The following is a 20,399-nucleotide window of genomic DNA, read 5'->3' on the forward strand; positions in this document are numbered from 1 at the left end:
CTGTTTATTATTTCCAACCACCACCAAGTGCTTTGTATAAGTTCACACGTGATAGTAATTTGGCTTGTTTGAATTTATTTAAGTTTAATTCACTGTCTAACAAGTTTTTTTGTGCATTGATAACCTCAATATAAGTTGCATATCCACTGTTAAATAGTAAGTTAGATTGTTTAACTCCCAATCTTGACGTAGTTACTTGCTCTTGTGCAATGTCTATCTGTTCGTCGATGGTCTGTAAGTTAATCAAAGCATCAGTCACTTCAGCTATTGCACCGTAAACAGTTTTCTGTAAGTTGATTTCAGATCGCTCTCTTTCTATCTTAGCAACTTTAAAATCAGTTTTCAGCTTTCTTTTGTTGAAGATAGGAGCAGCCACTTCACCTATTAAACCTCCGAAGAGCGACCCTGGAATATTGAACCAGTTCTTGCCCAACATACTGTTTAATCCCCCTGTAACGTCAATAGACAAAGAAGGGTATCTACTTGTTTGTGCTACGCCAACTAAAGCATTCTTCGCTTTTAAGTCTAATTCGGCAGATTGAACATCAGGTCTTTGGCTTAGCATATATAAGGGAACTCCTGTAGCAAGTGTTTCATTCGCCTTGGCATCTGCCAGTTTCGTATTTCTTTCTATTTCATTTGGCAATTGTCCAGTTAGAAGTGAAAGCGCATTTTCCTGATTGGCAATTTGTTGTTTTAGAGATGGAATTAACGCTTTGGCAACCAACATCTGGTTTTTCGTTTGTTGAATAGCCAAAGAAGTAATTTGTCCAGCATCTCTTTGAAGCTCGACTATCTTCAGTGTATTTTTAGTCAGATCATAGTTGGTTTGGGCAACTTCCATTTGTGCATCCAAAAGCAGTAAGTTGTAGTATCCTTCCACAATACTGGCTATTAACTCTGTTTGTACAGCTTTTGTAGCCTCTGTTGTTTGTAGGTATTCCGCTAATGCTGCAGCACTCTTACTTCTAATTTTTCCCCAAATATCTAATTCCCAACTTAGCGATAGGGCAGAAGTATATTGAGCTGAGTTTACATACATATTCTCAGGAGCTTCTTTGCCTTTGTGGTCATAGTAATTCCCCGAAGCAGAACCATAGTAATTCTTAGATTTATATTGGTAATTTACATTTCCTAAATCGGCATTAAGAGAAGGCAGCCATTCGTGTTTTGCTTGTTTTGCTCTTTGATTGGCAATTTCCAGGTTTTTAATAGCATCTAACATATCGAAGTTATGAGCCAAGCCTTTGTCAATTAGTTCAATTAATTGTTCATCTTCAAAGAACTCTCTCCATGGAATATCTGCGATACTTGTAGAGTCACTTGCCATCGTTAGAGTATCTTGACCTCTATAGTGATCAGGAACGTCTAATTTAGGAGCTCTATACTTTGACTGTGGAGCACAAGAGGTTACTAATAAACCTCCTGTGACCATTGCTGAGTATAATGTATATTTTAATATTTTATTTGCGCTATTCATGATTGTTTTGTTCTGTTAGTCGTTAGTAAATTTTGCTTTTAGTTTTTCATCCCAATTCTGGAAAACATAGAATAGTACTGGGATAATAAAAATACCTGCTACTACTCCAAATAACATTCCGCCTGCAGCAGAGAAACTAATAGAGTGGTTACCTTGAGCAGAAGGTCCAACAGTAAACATCAATGGAATCAATCCCGCTACGAAGGCAAACGAAGTCATTAAGATTGGTCTTAACCTCATCTTAGCACCTTCTACAGCCGCATCAAAGATAGATAAACCATTTTTGCGTTGCTGTAATGCAAATTCCACAATCAAGATGGCATTTTTAGCTAAAAGTCCAATTAGCATAATTAATCCAACTTGAACGTAAATATTGTTTTGCAAGCCTGCTAAATTGACAAATAAAGCAACTCCTAATAATCCTGTTGGTACTGTCAATAGAATTGCTATTGGCAATAAATAACTTTCGTATTGTGCACACAATAAGAAGTAAACAAAGATTATACTCAATGCAAAAATTAATACTGCTTGACTTCCTGAGTCTTTTTCTTCCAATGACATACCGGTGTATTCGTACGAATAGTTACCTGGCATCTTAGAAGTTACCTCGTCAATAGCCTTCATCGCATCTCCTGTACTATATCCTGGTGCAGGATTTGTCTTGATTGAAATGGCATTGTACAAGTTGTATCTTGTTACGGTTTGTGGTCCTAATACTTTTTTCAATTTGATTAGCGTATTGGCAGGAAGCATTTCACCGTCTTTGTTTTTCACATAGATAGAACTGAATGATTGCGGACTTTCTCTGTACTCAATGTCTGCCTGCATATATACTCTATAAGTACGACCAAATCTGTTGAAGTCCCCTGCTTTTACACGTCCGTAATAGTTCTTAACTGTAGTTAATAAATCTTTTACGCTTACTCCAAGTGATTTTGCTTTTACATAGTCAATCTCCAAGAGGTATTGTGGGAAATTAGCTTTGAAAGAGGTGAACGCATTGTCTATTTCAGGTCTTTCATTTAGTTGACTGATTACTTGATCAGCCATTTTACTAAACTCATCAAATCCACCACCCATACGGTCTTGAAGTACGAACTCAATACCTCCAAAATCACCAAACCCTTGAATTGTTGGTCTTGGGAATACGTTGAATGTCGCTTCGTTGATTACAGATAAATCTCTATGGATCTCTGCCATGATCTTGTCGATGTTTTTTACTTTCCCTCTTTCTTTATAAGGTTTTAAGTTAATAAAGCCTACGGCGAAAGACGGGCTGGCATTTCCATCAATAGCGTTATATCCTGAGATAGCCGTCATTCCTTCGATATCAGTTCTCTTTTGCAAGATACTATCAGCTTTAGCCAATACTATTTTGGTACGCGCAAGAGATGCTCCAGGAGGCATAGCCAAAGAGTAAGTGATATAACTATCATCTTCTCTTGGGATAAATGAAGATGGTGTTTTGTATAAAAAGAATACACCAAGTCCAATGATTAGGGCTAAACCTGAGATAGCTACCTTTTTGTTTGTAATTAGCTTTTTGATTGTCTCGACATATTTATTAGTAAAGCTATCAAAAGCTGTATTGAAAGAGTAAAAGAACTTAGCTCTTACTCGTTTAAATTTGTTTTGTTCTTTCTTAGCTGCATATTCTTCGCCTGATGGTTGTTTTAAAAACAAAGCACATAATGCAGGACTTAGAGTCAAGGCATTTACAGCTGAAATTAAAATTGCAAAGGCTAAGGTATAAGCAAACTGTTTGTAGAAGATACCAGCTGGGCCTTGCATAAAACCAACAGGTAAAAACACGGCAGACATCACAAGTGTAATAGAGATAATCGCTCTGGTAATTTCACTCATCGTCGATATGGTAGCTTCCTTGGCTTTGAGTCCAGTTTGATGCATTTTTTCGTGGATTGCTTCCACAACTACAATGGCGTCATCCACTACAATACCAATGGCAAGTACCAAGGCAAACATTGTAAGCACGTTTATTGAGAACCCCATCAAATAGATAAAGAATAGAGTACCTACTAATGAAATCGGGATAGCAATAACTGGGATTATCGTCGATCTAAAATCTTGCAAGAAGATGTAAACAATGATAAATACTAAGAAGAAAGCTTCAAATAAAGTGTGTTGTACTTGACTAATTGACTCGTCAATTTGATCCTTCACAGAATAACTTATCTCATAGTGAATTCCCTTTGGAAAAGCTTTTGAAACTCGTTCTAATACTTCTCGAACAGCAATGTCAATATCTCTTGCATTAGATCCTGCTGTTTGGGTGATGTTCATGGTAAGACCAGGATAACCGTTTACACTGTTATCACTACCCACGTTCGATGCGCCAAATTCTACTCTTGCTACATCTTTAAGCTTTAATACAGAACCGTCTTTATTGGTTTTGATTACTATATTATCATATTCTTCAGGAAGGCTAAATCTCCCTTTGTGTTTTAATGCTGTTTCAAAAGCTTCGTCTGAAGTTTCCCCAAAATTACCAGGTGCTATTTCAAAGTTTTGATCTTTTATAGCAGCGATAATATCTTGAGGTGTTAAGCTGTACAAGGCAAGCTTCTCTGGGTTTAACCAAGTTCTCATTGAGTAGTCACGTGCTCCAATACGACCTACAGAAGCAACTCCAGGTACACGTAGTAACTCACGGTTGATGTTAATCTGAGTATAGGCCTGTAAGAACGTTTCGTCATATACCTCCTCAGGGTGGTCACTATAAAAGTTTATAGTCATAATATTACCACTCTGACGCGGGGTTACTGAAATACCATTTTCGTTTACTTCCGAAGGTAAATCACTTGAAGCCTTACTCACGCGGTTTGACACATTCACGGCTGCTTGATCAGGATCTGTTCCTGCTTTAAAGAATACGTTGATTGTACCAGAACCACTGTTACTTGATTTAGAACTAATATAAGTCATATTATCAACCCCATTGATTGATTCCTCAATAGGTAATAAGACACTTTGTGCTACAGTTTCCGCATTGGCACCAGGGTAAGATGTAGAAACAGTTACACTTGGTGGAGCAATTTCTGGAAAACGAGTTATAGGCAATAATGTAAGTCCAACTAAGCCCAATAATACGAACATGATCGATATTACCGTAGCAAGTATAGGACGGTTTATAATGGCTTTTAACATATTATCTTAATTTGTAAGGTGATATTTGTTTGAGTTTGGTTTTTGTTTTGTGTATTAAATTATTGGATAGGCTTTACATACATCCCTTCCGTTAACTTGTCAAAACCTGTTCTTATTACGCGATCTCCTACTGCTAAACCTGTAGGTACAATAAAGTTTGAACCAGATACTCCATCTACTTCGATTGATTGTAACTTAACTTTGTCTTCTTTATCTAAGATGTAAACAAATGTTTTATCTTGAATAGAAGTAGTTACTTCCTGCGGTACCATGATGACACTTGGCTTAGTTTCTTTCACTTTTACAGTACCTGTATTTCCAGAACGCATGACGTCTTTAGAATTTGGAAATGACGCGCGAATAGAGATAGAACCAGTAGTGCGGTTTACCTGTCCATTAATCATATCTACTTTCCCTTTTTCAGCGTATTCATGTCCATCAGCTAAGATTAAGGTAACCTCAGGCAACATTAGACCAGAGTTGGTGATACTTGTTGAATCTGCCTTATTTGGATTGTCTTTACTGAAGTATAAAAAGTCTGATTCACTCATTCCAAAGTATACATAAACTTCACTTACGTCTGAAAGAACAGTTAGAGGCTCTTTGTCAGTTTTAGATACTAAGTTACCAATACGCTTAGGCATTCTTCCGATATACCCACTTACAGGCGCTTTGATAATCGTGTAATTTAAGTTGATTTGCGCACTTGCAACAGCAGCAGAAGCTTTTGCTAAAGAAGCGCGAGCAATTTCGTAATTTGCTTTAGCTGTTTCCAACTGAACTTCAGCAATTACTTCATTGTCGATTAATGGTTTTAATCGGTCAATTTCAAGCTTAGCATTCTTTAATTTCGCTTTCTCGACATTTTCTGTAGCGATCATATTGTTTAATACCTCTTGGTATGGTTGTGGATCAACTTGGAACAAAGGTTGACCTTCTTTTACAAAGGATCCTTCATCTACAAATATTTTTTCCAAAATACCCTCTACTTGTGGTCTGATTTCCACATTTACTTTCCCTTCGATATTTCCGATATAGTCTTTTACTGTAATAGCAGTAGCAGTATCAACAGTGATAATAGGTAATGCAAGAGCATTTTCTTTAGGATCTAATGTTTTTGAAGATCCTATATTACAGCTGTTTATCCCTATCAAAGTTCCTATCATGATTAAAGCTGAAAGTGCTACTAAAACCGTTTTTCTATTTGTTATCATTTGTATAAAAATTCTTTTAATTGTTAAAAGGTGAGATTTAATCTACAGTATTATACTCAATACTAATGCCAAACTTTAGTATTTGACAATATAACTATTGGGTGTCTTTGTTGTAATTCATTTAAAGACAATGAGTTGCTTTGGTTAAAATGATATTTTTTATTTGTAGCAGGCAAAGGTATAAATTTAATTTTCAAATGTAAAAAGTGTTGCCTTTCGTGGAGCAGTTCTACACTGTGAACTGCCGAATATGTTGAAGTATGCTCATGTTACCGAGGGTTACTATATTAATTATGAAAAAATTATTATAATATTCAAATGTATGTTAACAAAGGTTTTTGGCAGTGCCGTATTGGCAATAGAAGCAAAACAGTACAAGTAAGATATTAGATATTGCTTGGTGGGCTTATCTAGGAGTGTAACTAACAAGAACACCTCTCGCATTGTTGAGGATAAATTGATATTTGATAAACAAAGTGCTCTTAGAGCTGATAAGTAATTTGTAGAGTCTAGTTGGATAGTTTTTAAATGCGTTGTTCAAACTAGTTAATTAAGAACATTTGATTCAAAACGCCTCAAACAATGAGCATGTGAGTTACTCTTTTTTAAGATAGTACTCTCTTTTATACTCGTTACTGGGAGATTCGATAAACAAAGTAATATCTTATCTCACCATATAGGCGAGGCTATTCAGTATAGAAGTTTAGATAGAGAAGGATGGCTCGGTTAACTATTTAGTTCTGTGTTTGGTTGTTTTTATATAATGAAAAACGGATAGTAGCTTTTGCTCTATCCGTTTATCTATTTGTTAGCGAATCTATATTAGTGTTTCGGTTGTCCTTCTTCTGGATAATAACCTATGACTTGTTTGTACAGTGTAAAGTAAACTGAGAACAAGTAAGGTAGAAATAAGAATATTCCAATCAAGAAAATAAACAAACTACTCATCAATAAAAAGTAGTTCAAGACAATCGTTAAAATGATTGGAATTGGTTGTTTATTCACTACCATGATACTGTCTTTGATAGCGGCTAACGGATTACGGTTTCCAAAAATAATTAAGGGAATAGTAAAGATCGTTAGTGTATGTACTAACCAATTGATCGCAAGAGCAACCATGCTTAGTCCCATTAATTGAAAAGGTACAGAAATAGCCATAAAAACTGTAGTAACAATTAGTGCTGCTATAAAAACGTAAAGTCCTTTTATACTTAAAAAATATTTGAATGCTCCTAAGAAACGGGGTAACCTCCCATGTGAAGCATCGGCATTGAGCTTAAAGAAACCTGCCATGACAATACTTCCAATAGCTGTTAAGAAGATCATTGCAACATAATAATAGTAGATATAAGGGGTAGTAATTAATAGATTTAAAAAGTTGTTCATGATCTCAGCTAATTGCTCCTGCATGACACTTTGATCTTCTTTGTTTAAGTCATAATTATTGGAGATAATACTCGAAATAAGTAACATTGTTCCAAAGATGATAAACATCAGTGTCGCAATAACAGATAGAAAAGTGCGCTTATAATAAGTAAAAGCTTCACCCATTACCTGAAAAGGAGCAATTTGATAACCGTTTTCTTTTATGTTTTTTAAAATATCGTTTAAGTTATTCATTGAAAGCATTGGCTTAGAGCCATTTGTTGTTTGTAATTATTAATTGTTTTTATCTGATATAATCAAAGGTGTTACCCTCTTTTATATCGCCAGTATGATATCCCTTCATAAACCATTCTTTGCGTTGTTTAGAAGTACCATGGGTAAATGAGTCAGGGTTAACTTGGCCTGTTACTCTTTTTTGTATAGCGTCATCTCCAACAGCTTGGGCTGCACTAAGGGCGATATCGATGTCTTTGGCTTCGAGGTATTTTTGATTGTACTTAGTCCATACTCCTGCGTAGAAGTCTGCTTGTAATTCTAAACCAACCGATAATTTATTAGCTTCTTTCTTGCTTAAGCCTTGTTGAGCTTGGTGTACTTTACTATTTGTGCCAAGGAGCGTTTGTACGTGATGACCTACTTCGTGAGCGATAACATAAGCAATAGCAAAGTTCCCTCTTTCTGCGCCAAAGCGAGTGTGAAGTTCTTCAAAAAAGCGCAGATCCATATAGACAGTTTCATCTGCAGGACAGTAAAAAGGGCCTACATCAGCTGTTGCACTTCCACATTTTGTATTTACTTTGTCGTCAAATAGCTCCATCTTTGGTTCGCGGTATTGGAGTCCATTTTCCTTGAATACTTTATGCCACACATCTTCTGTGTCAGCAAACATAACAGCAACCATCTTACCCATGGCAACCTCCTCTTGAGAGAGTGCTCTGGTTTCTACTTGCTCAGTTTGTTGGCCTGTATTTAATTGTTCTAATACGGGTGCAATTTGCTTACCTGTATCTCCTCCAAAAATGTACAATAGCATAGCTATAATACCAATTAGACCTCCACCGATAGCAGTTTTTCCTGCTGCTGATTTACCTCGGTTGTCCGTTACGTTTTTACTTTCTCGTCGGCCTTCCCATTTCATACCTTAGAATATTTTCGAACAAAAATAGTAAAAATTGAACAGTGTACCTTAAATATTGCGAATATTGATGAATAGCTTTTTTAAAACAATAATCCCTTTCGAAACTATGTTAGAAAGGGATTGTATTTATTAGAATGAATATGCTAAACTCAGTTTAAAGGAGAGTGGTGTAGTAGCTCTCCATCCATAGTGTGTATATCCCCAAGCACCTGGAAAGTGACCTACATAATTATATCTATCTGTGATATTATTTACAATTAGGTTAAATGCATAGTTGTTTTTTTTGTATGATATTCCTCCATCAAGAGTGAAATAGTCGTGTGGTAAAAACTTTTTAGCTTGAACAGGAGCTTGAGAACGATCTTTTTGGTATTGGTACCCAAGAGAGAAACCTAAACCTTCAAATGTTCCTGATTGAATTCTATAAGTAAGCCATGCATTTGTACTGTGTTTGGCAGTTCCTGGTAATAGCTGACCTTTTTTAGCCGGATTATTATCTTTAGTTATCTTTGCATCTGTATAAGCATAGTTCATTGTCAAGGTTAAGCCATCTGTAATGTGTCCATTTAAGTCAAACTCTACTCCTTTAGATGTAGCTTTTCCACTCTGTACCATGATTTGATTATTCGCAGAGGCATCACGTGGGGTAAGGATATTTGTTTTATCTACTCGGTAGAATGCTAATGAAGTAAATAGTTTTTTATCAAACCATGTTTTCTTTAATCCAAATTCTTTATTCGTTCCTTTGGAAGGATCAGCTGTCTTGTTGTTTTCTAATTGGCCAACTTGTTCTTGGAAGCTTTGATCATATAAGGCATAAGCTGAGAATGATGGGGAGATATTATAAGTGACACTGAAGCGAGGTGTATACGCTTGATTCTTTACTACATCTCCCTTAGAAGCACTTGTTGTTTTCTCTGTTGAGGTATAGCGTACGCCAAATCCTAATCTAAGCTTCTCGTCTAATAATAGTAACTCATCTTGTACATATAATGAGATATAGCTGTACTCTTGAATATTGCCTGCCGCTCTTTCTCTTAATGAACGAGAACGGTCATAGGTAGGAATATCTTTTTTAGTAAGTTTACCATACACTGGATTGTAGATATTAAATAAAGGACCTACAGGAATAGCTTTTCCTTTAGCATCAGAAACAAGAGACCAATCTGCCATATGCTCTTTTTGTCCCATATCTAGACCAAATAGCACATTGTTTTTAATCTTATCTGTGATATTAAATTTACCATTCATATAAACTTGACCAACCTTAGCTGAGTTATAAGCATCGTTGACTGAAAGAGCTCTTTGTACATTCCCCTTATCATCTATAGAGTTGTAGATTGAATATAAACTTTCTCCTTCCATTGTAGCTTCAACATAGCCTAGTTTGGCTGTAAGATTCCAATCGTCACTTAATCTGTGATTCAGATTAATAAATACATTGTGTTCTTTAACTATAGTAGGGTCTACGATAGGGTCAGTAAAAGTGAATTTGCGAGGTAGTTCTTTAAACTCTTTTTTAGAATAAGCATATTTAGAAAACCCACCTTCAAACTCATTAGAGTTGAATATGTATTCAAAGGTAATATTTGTATCATCACTAATATTGTATTTTAATGAAGGTGCTAAGGATAAATAGTTGTTTTTATTATATAGTTGGAAAGAACTTGCTTTGGTAGCCATTGCGTTAATGCGGAACAGAAGCTTTTCATCCTTTGTTAGTTTAGTATCCAAATCTACCTCTGCTCGATATAGATTAAAGCTACCTAAAATAGTTTTAACAGTCGTTTTGTTACTACCCTTTGGCTTTTTGGTTACGATATTATAGAAACCACCTGGTTGGGTATTTCCCATCATGAAGCCTGCAGGTCCTTTTACAAATTCAACACGTTCTATGAAGGTATTGTCTTCTCTAATAGGACCAAAACTTCCAGAGATATCCATTCCATTTCTTAAGTTACTGGCACTATAACCCCGTACATATATTCCTGCACTTGCCTGTTCTTGATGCAATACTGATCTTACACCGCTGACATTTTGGGCAATAGCATCACTCATTGTCATACTAATTTGATCATCCATTAACCCTTTGTCAATCACTTGGATATTTTGTGGAACATCTAATAAGTTAGCTGCTGTTCGCAAAGAAGAAGAAGAGCGGATATTTTTGTTAGTATTAATCACTACTGTCTCAAGAGTTTCACTGTTATCATCAAATAGCATGAAATCTTTTGTAGTAGTTTGATTTGCGGATATTATAATACTGTCTTTTGCAATTGTATTTTTGTACTGTAGAGTGATAAGGTATTTACCTGATTCTATGTTTTCTAAAAGATAATATCCGTTATTATCTGATATTGTTTTATAAGAGTAGTTATTTAAAGAAACAGTAGTTCCCGCTAATTTTTCTTGAGTATGGCTTACTATTGTTCCTCTGATGTTTCCTTTTTCTTGGGCATAAACACTTAAGTTGATCAATAATAGACCTGAAAGTAAGAGTTTATTACTTGTGTTGATTAAAAAGAATCTTTTCATCGTATAATTAATTTAGATTTAATAAATTTGAATATGGAAGCAAAAGTAGACTCTATATTATGAAATGACTTAGCCAAAAGGGAGTAAAAATTAGCAGTTTAGTAATCAATAGGTAGCTTTATGGAAAAAGGTGACCAGATCGTTGAGTTTTTTGAGTTAGAGAATATGGTAACTAACGAGATGAACCAGAGTAAAAAAGAATTAATTAATGACTCAGGAACTTTTGTAACCTATCATATTTTTGATTCTGCAGATATTGTTATTCGCCAATATTATCTGAAATATACACAAAATTATGCCTTACACTATGTTTTTGAAGAAATAGAGTATGTTGAGTTAAGTTTCTTTTTCGGCAAACATATCGTCAGAGATGTTATAAATGGAATACCTAATATGTATTTGCCTTTTCATTGTTATTTAACTTATTTAAGTACAGGATCTATTGCGGATGTTATATTTGAAAAAGATGCTATATATGAACATATAGATATCTATCTCCCTTTAGAGTTCTTTAATGAATGGAGCCAGCATGATGAGACTATTATAGAGTTTACTACTGCGATAAAAAATGACCAGACCTGTAGATTAATTAAGGATATTAAAGTAACACAAGAACTTTTAGTATTACTAAATGAGATTAAAACATGTAGTTACAAAGGGATAGCAAAAGAGATGTATATAAAAGGCAAAGTGTTAGAAGTAATATCTGTGTTATTACATGAGAAAGAGGAAGGGAGAGTGGAGTGTTCTAAGTTACAATTAGGCGTAAAGCTGACAATAGAAGACGAATTAGTATTATCTAATATAAAAGATTTCATCGACCTTAATTATCGCGAATTTTATACTACTGAGGAGCTATCTAAATTATTCTTTATAAATGAATATAAATTAAAGAGAGGGTTTAAGCATTTATACAATTTTGGTTTATTTGAATATGCTCAACATAGAAGAATGAATATCGCTATAAAGAAATTAGAAGAGGCACATCATACTATTGCAGAGATAGCTTTTGATTTAGGCTATTCTTCTTCTGTAACTTTCTCTAAAGCTTTTAAGAAGCACTTTGGATATTCTCCTAAGCGATTTCATTTGACTAAGTACGACTGAATAAAAAAAGACGAAATACTCTATTATAAGTATTTCGTCTTTTTTTAATACAAACGAAGTCGCAAAATTATGCCATTGTAGTGAAAACGTTTTGTACGTCGTCATCTTCTTCGATTTTCTCTAATAGTTTTTCCACATCAGCTATTTCTTCTTCAGAAAGCTCTTTTGTTACTTGTGGGATTCTATCAAATCCAGAAGATAAAATCTCAATTCCTCTACCTTCCAATTCTTTTTGGATAGCACCAAAACTTTCAAAAGGAGCATAAATCATTACTCCATCCTCATCTTCGAAAATTTCATCAATACCAAAGTCAATTAACTCTAATTCGAATTCCTCTAAATCTCTGCCTTCTTCTGCTGGAATTCGGAAGTTACAAGTGTGGTCAAACATAAACTCAACTGATCCTTGAGTACCTAATGTACCATTGCACTTATTGAAATAACTTCTAATATTAGCTACTGTACGATTATTGTTGTCAGTTGCTGTTTCTATCAAGAATGCAATACCATGAGGACCGTATCCTTCAAAGATTACTTCTTTATAGTTTTCAGTATCTTTATCTGTAGCACGTTTAATGGCACGTTCTACGTTGTCTTTAGGCATATTTGCTGCCTTAGCATTTTGTATTACAGCGCGTAGACGAGCATTAGCTTCGGGATTCGGTCCACCTTCTTTTACAGCCATTACAATGTCCTTACCGATTCTTGTAAACGTTTTTGCCATAGCAGACCAACGTTTTAGCTTACGTCCTTTTCTAAATTCAAACGCTCTTCCCATAATAAATTGTTACTTAATTTTAATAGTGCAAAAATATAGTATTATTCATATATATCATAAAAAAAATGGGAGCTTATTTTTAAACTCCCATTTGCTTTGTCTTATTTTTTATAAAAAGGTGTTTTTACCACTTTTGCCTCAACATCGTTTTTGCGGATGCGGATAAAGATTTGACTACCTTCAGTTGCTAATGCTACAGGAACATATCCCATACCAATTCCCTTTCCTAATGTAGGAGATTGTGTACCAGAGGTAACTTTTCCAATTACATTTCCTTGTGCATCTACAATTTCGTAGTCGTGTCTTGGGATTCCCTTTCCTATCAATTCAAAACCAACTAATCTATTTTTAATACCAGCTTCTTTTTCTGCTTTTAAAATGTCAGATGCGATAAAATCTTTTGTAAACTTCGTTACCCATCCTAAACCTGCTTCTAATGGTGAAATCTCATCATTTAGTTCATTTCCGTATAAGCAGTACCCCATTTCAAGGCGTAGAGTATCACGAGCAGCTAATCCGATTGGTTTGATTCCCCAGTTTGCACCAGCTTCAAACACTTTGTTCCACACTGTTTCGATATCTTCATTTTTTACGTAAACTTCAAACCCTCCAGAACCTGTATATCCAGTTGCAGAGATTACTACGTCTTTTACTCCAGCGAAAGTGTCAACTACAAAGTTGTAGAATTTAATCTCAGCTAAGTTTACAGAAGTTAAGCTTTGCATTGATTCAATTGCTTTAGGACCTTGAATAGCTAAAATTGAATAACCATCTGATAAATTCTCTAAAGTCGCATTTACGTCATTGTGAGAAGTAACCCAATTCCAATCTTTTTCAATATTAGATGCGTTTACCACCATTAAGTATTCGCTTTCATTCACTCTATACGTAATGATATCATCTATAACACCACCTTTTTCATTTGGGAAGTAGCAGTATTGTGCTTTACCGTCTACTAAAGTAGATGCGTCATTTGAAGTAACTTTTTGGATTAATGCCAACGCATTTGGTCCTGAGATTTTGAATATTCCCATGTGAGATACATCAAATACCCCAACTCCGTTTCTTACGGTTTCGTGTTCCGCATTTACTCCTTCATATTGTACAGGCATATTAAAACCTGCAAAAGGAACCATCTTAGCTCCTAAACCTTCGTGTATGTGATTTAAAGTTACTTGTTTCATCGTGTTGTTATATGATTAATATGAATTTTAAACTGTGCTAAAGTAAGTTTTTTTTATCTGATTTAAAAACCCAGAATCCCAAAGTTTGAGTACTTCTCCAAAAACACAGTCCTATCCAAATGGTTCATATACTTTTTGCTGAAAAGCCTCATTTTACCAGATATTCTCATGCAGGGTAACCTAAGTTACACTTAACCTAGAATAGAAACTCTATTTTTACTTTTTTAAACAATAAAGAGATGATCAGTTTTATCAATAAATTATTGGGATTCGGGAATAACGAGCAGTTGGCAAACTATATTCGAGAAGGAGCAATCTTAGTAGATGTGCGTACAATGGGAGAGTTTAAAAGTGGTTCTGTACCTGGTGCAGTGAATATTCCTTTGGATAAGTTAGAGGGGCAATTACACAAATTACCTCAGCAAAGTAAAATTGTTGTATTTTGTAGAAGTGGTATGCGCAGTGGACAAGCCAAACGCATTTTAGAAAACAAAGGATATACTCAAGTCATCAATGGTGGAACAAAAGCCAAGATATCAAAAGCAAAAAGCAAATAAGAATGAAAGAATTTTGGGATAAGAGATATAGTGAAGCTACGTATGCCTATGGTATAGAACCTAATGCGTTTTTTAGTGATGTAATAAGGGATATAAAATCTAAGGGAAATATACTTATGGCCGCTGAAGGGGAGGGACGAAATGCAGTCTACGCAGCTAAGCAAGGATGGCAAGTAACAGCTTTTGACCAAAGTCAACAGGCAAAACAGAAGGCTTTACAGTTAGCAGAGCGATTCAGTGTATCGATTGATTATACAGTTAGTGATATAGAAGAACTGCGTTATGCAGAAGAACAGTTTGATGCCTTAGCTTTAATTTACGCCCATTTTCCAGAAGAAAGAAGAAGGGCTTACCACCGCCAATTAGCTACTTACCTAAAAAAGGGTGGGGTACTCCTTGTGGAGGCTTTTGAAAAAAAACATACAGTCAAACAAAAAGAGAATCCCAATGTTGGTGGTCCAGGTAATGTTGCAATGCTATACAGCATAGTGGAATTAATGCAGGATTTTGAAGGTTTTGACTTCTATATCTTAGAGGAAAAAGAGGTTGAACTAACCGAAGGCCTTTACCACAGAGGAAATGCTTATGTATTGAGAATAGCTGGTCGAAAGCAATAATCTGCAAGAGAGCATAGTTTATCAAATTGTTGTTAAAAAGACACTGTTCAATCAATTAAATATACATCTTTGTCAGTATTAAAAAATTAAAGTATGAAAAGAATTAGTATGATTGCTATCCTTTTAGGAGGTTTAGCGTTTGTTTCATGTAAGAAAGAACAGAAAGCAGCAACAGTAGTTCCTGCAGAGGTAGTAACAGAGCAACAAGAGTCAAAAGCTGAAACTTCACTTTCAGAAGTGGCAACAGGGGTAAGTGATTTCTTGAAAACGGAGTTTTTGACTGAAGCTGATTTAAAAGTGGTCGCTGAAGCTGATCGCCAGTTTAGAATGTATCTAGTAGATTTAAACAACGATGGAAAAAAAGAGATATTTGTTAGTCTTGTAGGTTCATATTTCTGTGGTTCAGGTGGATGTACTATGTTGTTGTTAGATTCAACGTATAAGTTGATCACGAAGTTTACCGTGATGGAGGGAGCTGTTTTTGTTGAGCCAACTATGGAAAATGAGTGGAAAATATTAAATGTTAAGTCAGGTGGAGAGTGGAAAAAAATGGTGTATACTGACGGAACTTATCCAACTAACCCTTCTATTTTAGAGAAAGCTCCTTATGATGCACCAAGTGGGCACGCTGAGGTTGTATTTGAACAGGGAAATACATTGGATATTTACACATTTTAAAATAAGTATGTAAAGTGTAGTAACAGTACTACATTTCTATATAATGAGTTAGGTCACAAGTAGGCGATGTCTATTTGTGACCTTTTATTTTTATAGTGTTGTTGAGAGCTAATTGAACACAGCGTATTGATGATTGAAAAATAGTAAAACAGTGGAGGCTTTATGTTTCATACTTTTTTTGTGTTGCTGTTTGGTAAGCTGTGCTGTTAGACAAAAGAAATGGAGCAGTGGTTTTGTGCATTCTGATAGCGATTGGTCACATGGTGATGGGAAGTTGATCGCATAGTGGTCGCATGTTTTTTGCCCAATAGTATGCGACCACTATGCGATCACTATGCGACCACAAGCCGACCACCCCCTAAAATCTCTGTCTCGTCCTAATATAGTTGTACAGTTATTGTTTATAATCCTGCTTTTAACTGTACACTTGTTTATATCATTTTATTATAACGATACCAGTTACCTCGGCCTAATATGTTTGGCTATACGTCTTTTTTAGGGAGATGGCTATTGCTTTTTTGTATTAGTTGTTTAAATGTAAACTTTTCTTTATTAGGTGTTTAGTTGCAACATGGTTAATTGGATCGCCAGTTTGTTTGTAGGAAAGTATCCCTTAGCTCACAATTGAGGGGCAGGGAAGTATAGACAGTGTATGTAGTTTGGATAAATACTTGCATCCGTTCAGAGATATACAGTGCGTCACAACAATGGTTTTTATTGGAAGCCACTGATTTTTGGTGTAAGATTAAGTGTATCTTTGCATAGAATAAAAACAAGAAGTATGCAGGAATCTAAAGATCCTTTACACAGAAAAAAGTTAGTAAATATAGTAGAGGAATTAGTAGAATATTATGGAGGTTTTGAAGGGTTAGGCGATCAGATTAATATCCGCTGCTTTACACACGATCCAAGTATTAAATCCTCACTTACTTTTTTGAGAAGGACTCCTTGGGCCAGAGAGAAAGTAGAAAGTCTTTACCTTTATACTTTACGCAAGAAAGCACAAAAAGGAGAGTAAGTACGAAGATTACTAATTTTTTTGTATCTGTATTACGCGATACATGGAGTCAGAGGTGTCTTTGACTTGCTTAGATTTAGATTTAAAGTAAAAAATGGCTTGTTCTTCATCGTTAATGAATTCATATTCATTGTTGAAGAATTCAAAGTAATCTATCCCCTTATTTGTTTGCGCGTATTTCAAGGCGATTATAGTTTTTTCTCCTGTGTGATTAAATCCCTCTAAATAAAAAGTTTTACCTTCTTCTACGTAAAACAATTCCACATTTGTCAAAAAAATCTGTTTGTCAAACTCCTCTTTATTGACATAGATTATCTCGTAAGCAATTAGAGTATCACTTTCTGTTTTTTCTTGGCTAAAAGTGGATAAAGTACAGGTAAGACAGAGAAGTAAGAAGTGTTTTTTGAACATTTGGATATTATTTTTCTTTTGGTTCTTTGTGATTTAAGATGGAGTAAATAAGGCTAATCGATACGATTATATCTACTATATTCCATAGAGCTCTTCCCAAAGCTATTTTAAAAAATGGTTGAAACAATAGCGCAAGGGCTCCAAAAATAAACATTTCCGTATCATTATCCTTCTTTTTAGCTAAATAAGCTAAGAAGCCAAAACCTGCAAAACACGCAAATCGCAATAGAGAATAGTAGCCATAAGGCATTTGTAACAAACAAAACAATAGCATGATGGCTAAAACAAGCTTGATAACTCTTTCCATGATTTAAAATATTACAGTGCTGAAAAACAGAGTTAAATTACAAAATTATCTTCGATTTCGGTCATGATAAAAATCCTTTGTGATTAAAAAATAATTGGTTATTTGTTTTGTAATCACAAAGGTATGAAGTATTGTTTTTTTGTTTTAGTAATGTATTGCTTAGTGAAAAAAATAAAGTACTGTGAGTTTTTAGTTCACAGTACTTTATTTTGGCAATGTTGGTTTTTCTATTAGCATAGGTTTAGAAGATAATGCTTCTAAAAATGCTATAATTGCTTGCTGTTCTTCCTTGGTTAAATTCAATCTTTTAAGTAACGGGGAAGTAACAGGAAATAAAGTATCATTTTTGTATTCTTCTCTGCGGTAGGGTATATTCATACCTGCATTATACATAGCAATGACGCTTTCTATATTGGGAAAAATACCTTGGTGAAACCACGGTGCTGTATGCATGACGTTTCTTAATCCAGGAGTTTTCATTTTGCCAACATCAGAGGCTTTGTGTGTAACGTTAAATCGCCCTAAGTCTTCTCTTTTCCGCTTGTAGAATGTAAAACCTTGGTTGTGATATTGTAAATCTGTAAAGTAAGGTCCGCTGTGGCAATTGATACATCTGGCTTTGGTTCGAAACAAGTGTAGACCGTGAACTTGTTGGTCTGATAGTTGCTTGTAATCACCGTCAATGAAACTATCAAAAGGCGTAGGATTAGAAACAATGGTCTGCTGAAATAAGGCAATTGCATTTAGTATTTTGTCCTTTGTGATATTGTTAGTTCCGTAGGCTTTTTTGAATTGTTTTTTGTATCCTTTTATTGCAGCAATCTTCTTGGGAAGTTCATCTATATCTTGAAACATTTCGACGTGATTTTCGATAGACATGATTTGTTGCTCTTGTAGGCTATTAGCTCTTCCGTCCCAGAATAGCTCTTTTTGAATCCATACATTTTCTATGCTTGGTGTATTTCGTGTTCCTACTAAACCTTCATGTCCAATTGCTAAGGTTTCTTTGTCTGCCCAATGTGCAGTATCAATATGGCAAGTAGCACAAGCTATTTTGTTCGATGAGGATAGCCTTGGGTCGTAAAAGAGTATTTTGCCCAATTCTGCTTTTGACTTATCTTCTTTACGTAGTCTTGGAGCAGGTAGCAAAGTACCTAATTCTGTGAAAACTGCCGTACTATCTAATGTAGGGGACGGCCATAAATTCGTTGGCTTTTCATAAGCTTGACGCAAATCTTCAATAGTTTGATATTCTGCATAAGGCTTTTCTATTCGATGAAAACTAAAAAATAAAATAGAAAATAATAAGATAGCTAAATAGATAGCTCTGTTCATTATAAATATAGTTTTAAGCTAAGATTAATACTACTGCGATCTTGTCCTTTTGACTGAAGATAGTGTCCTGATAATCCCAAGTATATACTGTATTGGTTTAGCCAAGTTTTGTTTCCATAGCCAATTTCGCCTTGTAGCCCCATGGCATTGTCATTGTTATATTGGTAGTTAGGAATGACTACTTGATCTGTAAAATTAGTGTATTGTGTTTCAGGAATGGTCAAGTCATTAACAAGCTTGAGTCTGTATAGGGGAGTAATATTAAATTGATAAAAGTGATTAGGTTGATCAATTATAGTATTCAAAATAATCTTGTTTAATAATTGCTTTTCTTCGCTGTATACTCCTATGGCGAAATCTTTTCGAATAGTAGAGTAAAGAGTGTGATCTATACCTATTTGTACATCAGTATTCTTCCATAGTTTAGAAAATGAAGCAAGTAATTGAGCATTTGCATTGAAGTGATCAACTTTATAGTTAAGACCTTCTATTTGTCTTAGGTTTTTACCGTCGTAATTGTTGTATTTTAGGCTTAATTGATATTGATTGTTTTCTGTAGGAGTAAAAGTAAGTATACTCTGTACAGTAAGTTGTTCATTTTTAAATTGATTATAGACATCAAAGCTTTGCTTATACTTATTTAGTTCTGCGTTTTGGTCAAAATAGCTCATTTTTACAAGAGTCGCAGTTTCTACTTTTTTTGCTTTATAATGATGAGCAAAGGTGTATGAATTCTCTTTGGTCTTGCGATCCAATAAGAGGTTTTGGTCACTCAAAACAATATCACCATATCCAAGACTGATATTCAAAAAGCGTTCTTTGTATTTATTACTGCTTTTGTATTCATTGTTTTTATACATAATATTGTTTTCCTCCGTCACCTTTCCATAAGCGAATCCTACTCCTATTTTGTGTTTGTTTATATGCCATGCGATATCTGCTTTATAGCGTATGAAGTAGTTTACTACATCGGGTCTTGGGTCGTTATTTCCTGTTGTCCAATTGTAGTTAAAGTCTATTCCAAATCCTACAAATACCCTTTGTTTAATTAACTCATAACTAAATAACGTGTTGGCTAAATATTGTTGGTTTTGAAAATTGTTTGGATGATTGGCATAGAAGTAGAAGGGATTAAATTCGTCTTTCACTCCTCTTAGATCATTAGCCAGTTTATCATGGAATGTTTTGGCATATGTGAATTTCCCATAGACTTTGAATTTACTTATATCTGTAAATCCTTCAGCTGAGAAGGCATATTTTCTACTGCTTTCAGAGTCTTGACTTTTCTTGTAATCTCCCTTTTCTTTAGTATAATCTATCGATAGACGACCATACTCTTGGGGCTGTTGATTGAGAAATAGAATGTGTTCAGGAACATAGGAACGTTTGTTTTTCTCAATAAGCCAAAGATCTAAGCGCTCAGAATAGTTCTGAGCACTTAGCACTTGAATGAAAAATAGAGTGATGAAGATAAATAGTGTTCTCATGA

17 protein-coding genes are annotated in these 20,399 nt (G+C 34.9%); 5 read left to right on the plus strand and 12 right to left on the minus strand.

Annotation, left to right across the window (positions count from 1 at the left end):
- Positions 1 to 7 precede the first annotated feature (7 nt).
- The 6 genes from NWE55_RS12385 to NWE55_RS12410 all read right to left on the minus strand — a co-directional run bounded on the left by NWE55_RS12385 (position 8) and on the right by NWE55_RS12410 (position 10,918).
- Entirely contained in the window at positions 8 to 1,480 is a 1,473-nt protein-coding gene (locus NWE55_RS12385) for an efflux transporter outer membrane subunit (RefSeq protein ID WP_155091225.1), read from the minus strand.
- A 15-nt stretch (positions 1,481 to 1,495) separates the two neighbouring features.
- Positions 1,496 to 4,645, minus strand: coding sequence for an efflux RND transporter permease subunit (locus NWE55_RS12390; protein WP_155091226.1), 3,150 nt, complete (start codon positions 4,643 to 4,645; stop codon positions 1,496 to 1,498).
- 59 nt (positions 4,646 to 4,704) lie between these two features.
- Positions 4,705 to 5,859: an efflux RND transporter periplasmic adaptor subunit gene (locus NWE55_RS12395; protein WP_155091227.1), complete on the minus strand. Its 1,155-nt coding sequence runs from the start codon at positions 5,857 to 5,859 to the stop codon at positions 4,705 to 4,707.
- An 822-nt stretch (positions 5,860 to 6,681) separates the two neighbouring features.
- The gene (locus NWE55_RS12400) at positions 6,682 to 7,479 is read right to left on the minus strand and encodes a hypothetical protein (RefSeq protein ID WP_155091228.1); all 798 of its coding nucleotides are present in this window, start codon (positions 7,477 to 7,479) and stop codon (positions 6,682 to 6,684) included.
- Between the two features lie 49 nt (positions 7,480 to 7,528).
- The gene (gene ypfJ, locus NWE55_RS12405; RefSeq protein WP_155091229.1) at positions 7,529 to 8,383 is read right to left on the minus strand and encodes a KPN_02809 family neutral zinc metallopeptidase; all 855 of its coding nucleotides are present in this window, start codon (positions 8,381 to 8,383) and stop codon (positions 7,529 to 7,531) included.
- A gap of 129 nt (positions 8,384 to 8,512) precedes the next feature.
- A complete protein-coding gene (locus NWE55_RS12410) occupies positions 8,513 to 10,918 on the minus strand; it encodes a TonB-dependent receptor (RefSeq protein WP_155091230.1) in 2,406 nt (801 codons plus the stop codon).
- Positions 10,919 to 11,038: 120 nt separating this feature from the next.
- Here NWE55_RS12410 and NWE55_RS12415 point away from each other — a divergent pair, with 120 nt between their 5' ends.
- Positions 11,039 to 12,025, plus strand: coding sequence for a helix-turn-helix transcriptional regulator (locus NWE55_RS12415; protein WP_258204111.1), 987 nt, complete (start codon positions 11,039 to 11,041; stop codon positions 12,023 to 12,025).
- A 67-nt stretch (positions 12,026 to 12,092) separates the two neighbouring features.
- Here the strand turns inward: NWE55_RS12415 and NWE55_RS12420 are convergent, their stop codons facing one another.
- Both NWE55_RS12420 and gcvT read right to left on the minus strand, forming a co-directional pair.
- Positions 12,093 to 12,803, minus strand: a complete 711-nt coding sequence (locus NWE55_RS12420) for a YebC/PmpR family DNA-binding transcriptional regulator (protein ID WP_155091232.1) — start codon at positions 12,801 to 12,803, stop codon at positions 12,093 to 12,095.
- A 101-nt stretch (positions 12,804 to 12,904) separates the two neighbouring features.
- Positions 12,905 to 13,987, minus strand: a complete 1,083-nt coding sequence (gene gcvT / locus NWE55_RS12425) for a glycine cleavage system aminomethyltransferase GcvT (protein WP_258204112.1) — start codon at positions 13,985 to 13,987, stop codon at positions 12,905 to 12,907.
- Positions 13,988 to 14,226: 239 nt separating this feature from the next.
- Between gcvT and NWE55_RS12430 the strand changes: the two genes are divergently transcribed.
- From NWE55_RS12430 to NWE55_RS12445, 4 genes are all read left to right on the plus strand, one after another.
- A complete protein-coding gene (locus NWE55_RS12430; protein ID WP_160339219.1) occupies positions 14,227 to 14,544 on the plus strand; it encodes a rhodanese-like domain-containing protein in 318 nt (105 codons plus the stop codon).
- 2 nt (positions 14,545 to 14,546) lie between these two features.
- Positions 14,547 to 15,161 (plus strand): class I SAM-dependent methyltransferase, encoded by a 615-nt coding sequence (locus NWE55_RS12435; RefSeq protein ID WP_258204113.1) that lies wholly within the window; start codon positions 14,547 to 14,549, stop codon positions 15,159 to 15,161.
- Positions 15,162 to 15,254: 93 nt separating this feature from the next.
- Positions 15,255 to 15,839: a COG3650 family protein gene (locus NWE55_RS12440; RefSeq protein WP_258204114.1), complete on the plus strand. Its 585-nt coding sequence runs from the start codon at positions 15,255 to 15,257 to the stop codon at positions 15,837 to 15,839.
- A gap of 781 nt (positions 15,840 to 16,620) precedes the next feature.
- The gene (locus NWE55_RS12445; protein ID WP_258204115.1) at positions 16,621 to 16,857 is read left to right on the plus strand and encodes a VF530 family protein; all 237 of its coding nucleotides are present in this window, start codon (positions 16,621 to 16,623) and stop codon (positions 16,855 to 16,857) included.
- 12 nt (positions 16,858 to 16,869) lie between these two features.
- Here the strand turns inward: NWE55_RS12445 and NWE55_RS12450 are convergent, their stop codons facing one another.
- From NWE55_RS12450 to NWE55_RS12465, 4 genes are all read right to left on the minus strand, one after another.
- Positions 16,870 to 17,268 (minus strand): hypothetical protein, encoded by a 399-nt coding sequence (locus NWE55_RS12450; RefSeq protein ID WP_258204116.1) that lies wholly within the window; start codon positions 17,266 to 17,268, stop codon positions 16,870 to 16,872.
- 7 nt (positions 17,269 to 17,275) lie between these two features.
- Complete coding sequence (locus NWE55_RS12455; RefSeq protein ID WP_160339221.1) at positions 17,276 to 17,575, minus strand: DUF6804 family protein; 300 nt, start codon at positions 17,573 to 17,575, stop codon at positions 17,276 to 17,278.
- Between the two features lie 204 nt (positions 17,576 to 17,779).
- A complete protein-coding gene (locus tag NWE55_RS12460) occupies positions 17,780 to 18,910 on the minus strand; it encodes a cytochrome-c peroxidase (RefSeq protein WP_258204117.1) in 1,131 nt (376 codons plus the stop codon).
- On the minus strand, positions 18,910 to 20,397 hold the full coding sequence (locus NWE55_RS12465) for a DUF6850 family outer membrane beta-barrel protein (protein ID WP_258204118.1): 1,488 nt from the start codon (positions 20,395 to 20,397) through the stop codon (positions 18,910 to 18,912). Before NWE55_RS12465 ends, NWE55_RS12460 begins: the two co-directional genes overlap by 1 nt.
- Between the last annotated feature and the right edge of the window lie 2 nt (positions 20,398 to 20,399).

Origin of the sequence: Myroides albus (assembly GCF_024722315.1) — a bacterium.
In the GTDB taxonomy this organism is placed as follows: domain Bacteria; phylum Bacteroidota; class Bacteroidia; order Flavobacteriales; family Flavobacteriaceae; genus Flavobacterium; species Flavobacterium album_A.